This window comes from Pseudomonas sp. MD195_PC81_125, from assembly GCF_014060985.1.
GTDB classification, from domain to species: Bacteria; Pseudomonadota; Gammaproteobacteria; order Pseudomonadales; family Pseudomonadaceae; genus Aquipseudomonas; species Aquipseudomonas parakoreensis.
The window spans coordinates 1-5,536 of sequence record NZ_JABULD010000256.1; the positions used below are offsets into that span (position 1 = coordinate 1).

Annotated in this window: 3 protein-coding genes and 1 pseudogene; 2 read left to right on the forward strand and 2 right to left on the reverse strand. The window is 60.2% G+C overall.

The genetic code is table 11. The features are described from left to right. Positions 1-47: 47 nt before the first annotated feature. Positions 48-1,976 (reverse strand): transglycosylase SLT domain-containing protein, encoded by a 1,929-nt coding sequence (locus HT737_RS11255; protein WP_047295292.1) that lies wholly within the window; start codon positions 1,974-1,976, stop codon positions 48-50. 214 nt (positions 1,977-2,190) lie between these two features. Here HT737_RS11255 and HT737_RS11260 point away from each other — a divergent pair, with 214 nt between their 5' ends. Further along, positions 2,191-4,113: an ATP-binding cassette domain-containing protein gene (locus tag HT737_RS11260; RefSeq protein ID WP_047295291.1), complete on the forward strand. Its 1,923-nt coding sequence runs from the start codon at positions 2,191-2,193 to the stop codon at positions 4,111-4,113. A 75-nt stretch (positions 4,114-4,188) separates the two neighbouring features. On the opposite strand, the pseudogene HT737_RS11265 reads toward HT737_RS11260, so the two are convergent. Continuing rightward, positions 4,189-4,627, reverse strand: a pseudogene (locus HT737_RS11265) (universal stress protein). 103 nt (positions 4,628-4,730) lie between these two features. On the opposite strand from HT737_RS11265, the gene HT737_RS11270 reads away from it, so the two are divergent. Then, positions 4,731-5,168 (forward strand): hypothetical protein, encoded by a 438-nt coding sequence (locus HT737_RS11270; protein ID WP_182402561.1) that lies wholly within the window; start codon positions 4,731-4,733, stop codon positions 5,166-5,168. Positions 5,169-5,536 lie beyond the last annotated feature (368 nt).

A 5,536-nucleotide genomic window follows, 5' to 3' on the forward strand; every position in this document is an offset into this window, starting at 1 on the left:
GCATCGATGGATGCGGGCATTTTTTCATTTCAGGTATTCAGCACCTGTCATTGATCGTCGAAATACCGCTCGTGCCAATCCACCAGCGGCTGCGGCGAATTGAGTTTTTGCCCGTAGATCACCGAGTACGACAGCACGTTCTGCACGTACTGGCGGGTTTCGTCGAACGGGATGCTTTCCACCCACACATCGAAGCTCAGGTGATCGGCGCCGCGCAGCCACTGGCGCACGCGGCCGGGGCCGGCGTTGTAGGCGGCGGAGGCCAGGACGCGGTTGCCGTTGAACTGGCTGTGCACCTGGCTCAGGTAAGCGGCGCCGAGCTGGATGTTCTTGTCCGGATCGAGCACTTGCTGCGGTGAGGCCAGCGGGATGCTGAACTTGCGCGCGGTTTCCTTGGCGGTGCCGGGCATCAATTGCATCAGGCCGCTGGCGCCGACGCCGGAGCGGGCGTCATCCATGAACGCGCTTTCCTGGCGGGTGATGGCGAACACCCAGCTCGAATGCAGGCCGCGCGTCTTGGCTTCACGCACCAAGGTGTCGCGGTGGGCCATCGGGAAGCGGATATCCAGGTCGTCCCAGTATTGCGCCTGACTGATGGTGCGAATGGCCGGGAAGTACCATTTCAGGTCGTAAGCCAGTCTGGCCTGGGCGACCATTTCGTCACGATTGAAATGGCGGCTGACGTGATACCACTCGCGGCGCCCGTCGACGATCTGCCCGCGCGCATGGAATTCCAGAGCGCGACGCACACCGGGGGTGTTACGCACTTTGTTGATGGTGGCCTGGCTGAGTACCAGCGGCTTGTTCATCAGCGAGTAAGGCAGTTGCGAGCGGTCGGCGGCGAGGAAGCCGTAGAAGTCGCGTTCTTTCGCCAGATTCTTGTACAGGGTCTGCGCTTCCGGGTTCTGCGGTTGTGCCAGTTCCAGGCTGCGGGCCTGCCAGTAACGCCAGCGGTTGGTGGTCGCCAGATCCTGCGGCAGCCGACGGGTCAACTGATACGCATCGTCCCAGCGTGCCAGACGCAACAGCAGGCGCAGGCGCCATTCGGACACGGTGTTGTCACGCAGCTCCGGATCGTATTTGGTCATCACGTCCAGCGCGCGGCTGTCGAAACGCCGGGCCAGGGTCAGGCCGATTTCCCGGGCAATCGCGACTTTTTCGTCACGGGAAAAATGCATGCTGCTGGCGTATCCGTCGAGCAGGGCCATGGCCTTGTCCGGGTCCTGACGGGCGAGGCGGCGCAGGCCGAGGCTGACCACGTCGGACATCGGCTCGTCAGCGGGAGTGAAGCGCGACGGCTGATTGAGCAGTTCGGGTTTCTGCGCCACATCCACCAGCAGCCGACCGCGCGGGGCGAGGGTGGTGAGGCCGTTGACCAAGCTGTTGGCCAGTGGATAGTTGCGCGCCTGGGCGGCAAGTTTGGTGCGCTCCCAGCGTTTCTGCTCGGTCAACTGGCCATCGGCGGCCCAGATCCCGAACAACCCGTCACAGGCGGCCGGTTGCGATTTGCCGGTCAGCCACAGTTTGTCGGCGTTGGCATAGCCCTCGGCCTTGTGGCCGCTGCTGATCTGGTACTGCGCATTGAGGCAGTCCAGTTCGGTGAAGTTGAGTTTCGGGTCGTAATACTTGACGAAAGTTGCCCAGTCACCACGGTCGGCGAGCCAGCGCAACCAGCGCAGTTTCATCCAGTTGGCCTGGGGCAGGTCGCCGTGCTCGGCGAGGAATTTCTCGATTTCCTCATTACTGGCGGTCTTCAGACGCGCGGTCAGTTCGTCGTAAGCCAGGTACGGTTCCAGCGGGTAATCGGCCAAGGCCTGGCTGTAACGAAAGTACGGGCCGGTATCGCCCTTGGCCAGTGCGCGCTTGGCTTCATCGTAATACTGGCGTTGGGTCGACAGGTCCACCGCCTGGGCGGATTGAGCGGCAGCGGCGGTAAGTAGCAAACAGGACAAGACACTGAAAAGGCGACTGCGCATGAGACATCCGGGCAGAGAAATCATGACAAGTACCGGCCGCGGCCAGCACTGAATTGTCTGTAGCTTAGCCTTTTGCCAGCAACGGGCGAAAGCTTTGCGGGTCTTGCAGCACAAGTTCGCAACAAATGTTGTGCAGAGTGCTTCAGCAGACAAATTGCCGGCCTGTTGAGGTCCTGATTCAGGTAGAATGCGCGCCCGGTTTTTGGAGAAGCTCATGACCCTGCTCAAATTCAGCGATGTGTCCCTTGCATTCGGCGCGATGCCGTTGTTGGACAAGGTGTCCTGGCAGATCGCCCGTGGTGAGCGGGTGTGCATCATTGGCCGCAACGGCACTGGCAAATCCAGCATGATGAAACTGGTCAAGGGCGACCAGAAGCCCGATGACGGCTCGGTGTGGCGTGCCCCCGGTCTGAAAATCGGTGAATTGCCGCAAGAATTGCCGGTGGCCGACGGGCGGACGGTATTCGACGTGGTTGCCGAGGGGCTGGACGGTGTTGGCGCCTTGCTCGCCGAATACCATCACTTGAGCCAGAACATCGTCACCGACGCCGATCTGGACAAGCTGATGCACGTTCAGCACGACCTCGAAGCCCGTGACGGCTGGCGTTTGCAGACGCTGGTCGACAGTACCCTGAGTCGCCTGCAACTGCCGGCCGACAAGACTCTTGCCGAGTTGTCCGGCGGCTGGCGTCGCCGCGTGCTGCTGGCGCAGGCGCTGGTATCCGAACCGGATCTGCTGCTGCTCGACGAACCGACCAACCACCTGGACATCGGTGCGATTGCCTGGCTCGAAGAAGCCCTGAAGGATTTCCAGGGCGCCGTGCTGTTTATCACGCACGACCGTTCCTTCCTGCAAAACCTCGCCACGCGCATCCTCGAACTGGATCGCGGCGGTCTGATCGACTGGAACGGCGACTACGCCAGCTTCCTCGTGCATAAAGAAGCCGCGCTGGCTGCTGAAGAAACCGCCAATGCGCTGTTCGACAAGCGTCTGGCTCAGGAAGAAGTGTGGATCCGTCAGGGCATCAAGGCCCGCCGAACCCGTAACGAAGGCCGTGTGCGTGCCCTGAAAGCCCTGCGCGTTGAGCGCAGCGAACGTCGTGAACGTACCGGCAAGGCGAATATTCAGCTGGAAACGGCCGAGAAGTCCGGCAAGCAAGTGATGGTCCTGGACAACGTCAGCTTCCATCACCCGGACGGTCCGTACCTGATCAAGGACTTCTCGATGGTCCTGCAGCGTGGCGACCGTATCGGTCTGCTCGGCGCCAACGGTACCGGCAAGACCACTCTGCTCAAGCTGATGCTCAACGGCCTGCAACCGACCAGCGGCAAAGTGGAAGAGGGCACCCGGATCGATGTGGCCTACTTCGATCAGTTGCGTCATCAGCTCGATCTGGAAAAGACCGTGATCGACAACGTCGCCGAAGGTCGCGACTTCATCGAAATCGATGGCCAGAGCCGCCACGTCCTGAGCTACCTCGGCGACTTCCTGTTCAGCCCGCAGCGTGCGCGCACGCCGGTGAAGGCGCTGTCCGGTGGCGAGCGTGCACGTCTGTTGCTGGCCAAACTGTTCAGCAAACCGGCGAACCTGCTGGTACTTGATGAACCGACCAACGACCTCGACGTCGAGACTCTCGAACTGCTCGAAGAAGTGCTGCTGACGTTCAACGGCACGGTGCTGATGGTCAGTCACGACCGGGCATTCCTCGACAACGTGGTCACCAGCACTCTGGTCTTCGAAGGTGAAGGCAAGGTCCGTGAATACGTCGGCGGTTATCAGGACTGGATCCGTCAGGGCGGTTCGCCGCGCCTGTTGGGTGTGACCGAGAGCAAGTCGGGCAAGGCTGACCTGAACTCGGCGGTGGTTACTGCTGAACCGGCCCCGGTTGCCGCGCCTGTCGCTGCGGCCCCGGCTGCGAAGAAGAAACTGAGCTACAAGCTTCAGCGCGAGCTGGAAGCGCTGCCGGGCGACATCGACAACAAAGAGCAGCAGATTGCTGCGGTCGAGGCTGAAATGGCTGAAGCCGGCTTCTACCAGCGTCCGCCGGCCGAAACGGCCAAGGTGATTGCCTCACTTGAGCAGTTGCAGGCTGAGCTGGATGCACTGGTGGAGCGTTGGGCGGAGCTGGATGCCTGATTGTTTCCAGGCATGAAAAAGCCCGGCGTCCAGTGATGGACGCCGGGCTTTTTAGCTTCTCACAAGGGCCTGGGATCAGCGTTTGACCAGGTGCACCGCCAGCACATCACAAGGTGCGCCGTGCAAAACATCGTTGGCGGTTGAACCCAATAGTAGTGCCAGACCATGTCGGCCATGGCTGCCGACCACGATCAGGTCGCATTCCTGATCCTTGGCGAAGTGGTGGATTTCCTGGCGTGGCTGGCCGTAGGTCAGGTGGCAGTTTGAGCCTTCCAGTTCGGTGTATTTGTGCTTCAGGCGCTCCAGGCGTTCCTTGGCTTGATCGAACTGTTGTTGTTGCAGTTGTGACAGATCCATCGGTACGTCACCCCCCAAAGGCCATGGCCATCGGTTCGACGATATGCACCAGCGACAGCTTGGCGCCATTGCTCACCGACAGCTCTCGGGCGCGGTGGATCACAGGGTCGCACTCTTCGGTCAGATCTACGGCGACCAGGATATGGGAGTAGGGCATGAGGTGCTCCTTGTGACGGTTCAATAGTGTTAAGTATGGCTGGTTTCAAGCGCATTGGTTCCAGAGTGACACAATGCGCTCACCTTAAGTCGGGAGTAGAGATATGACGGTCTGGTTGGTGGTGTCAATCCTGCTGGTGGTGTTGAGCCCCCTGGCTTGGTTGCGTCCGTCCCGTGCACAGAGTGGCCGGATAGCCTTGCGCATGGAGGCCCGGCGCATCGGGCTGGCCATGCAGCTGGCGCCCCAGGAGTGGCCGCACTGGCTGAGCCAGGAGCCGCCAAACCCGTGCGCGCAATACCATCGGCCACGGCGCGGCAAGCAGCCGGCTTGCTGGACGTATTGGCAGAAAACCCCGGGCGTGTGGGTCAATCAGTGGCAGGAAGTCTGTGAAGATTCGCTCCTGTTGAATCATTTCGAAAAATTGCCGGGCAACGTTTTCAAGGTCGAAGCTGACAAGCAGATGATCGCGCTCTATTGGGGCGAGAAGGGTGACGCTTCGGTTCTGCTGGAAATTGATGCCACGCTGAAAGCACTGGCATGACTCACGGACGTTTCGCGCTGCAACGGTGCGAAACGTCTGGCAGACGAGCAATAAAAAAGCCCGACATGATTCATCGGGCGGGGTGGCCAGGCAGGCCGGAAATTCTTTTTGATGTTGATTCGGCGTGTTCCGGTCAACACACGTGCGCTTGTTTTCCTTCGTGGTCCAGCGAGCGTAGCCTGTTAAACAAGGCTTGCAGCGAATTAGGGCGACATTTCTAACTATTAATCTTATGAATACCCTCACATGCAAGCATGTGTCGGCGGCTGCGTCTTACAGAAATGACCGCAAAGTCGCATTTCAACCCGTATTTAGGGCGATTGACAATTGTCGGAAATTCCGTGAAGGTGGCGTACCCAAATCAAACG

Bases quoted from the DNA above. Each gene is read 5' to 3' on its own strand.
- HT737_RS11255 (WP_047295292.1), bottom strand. From the start codon at position 1,976: ATGCGCAGTCGCCTTTTCAGTGTCTTGTCCTGTTTGCTACTTACCGCC.
- HT737_RS11260 (WP_047295291.1), top strand. From the start codon at position 2,191: ATGACCCTGCTCAAATTCAGCGATGTGTCCCTTGCATTCGGCGCGATG.
- HT737_RS11270 (WP_182402561.1), top strand. From the start codon at position 4,731: ATGACGGTCTGGTTGGTGGTGTCAATCCTGCTGGTGGTGTTGAGCCCC.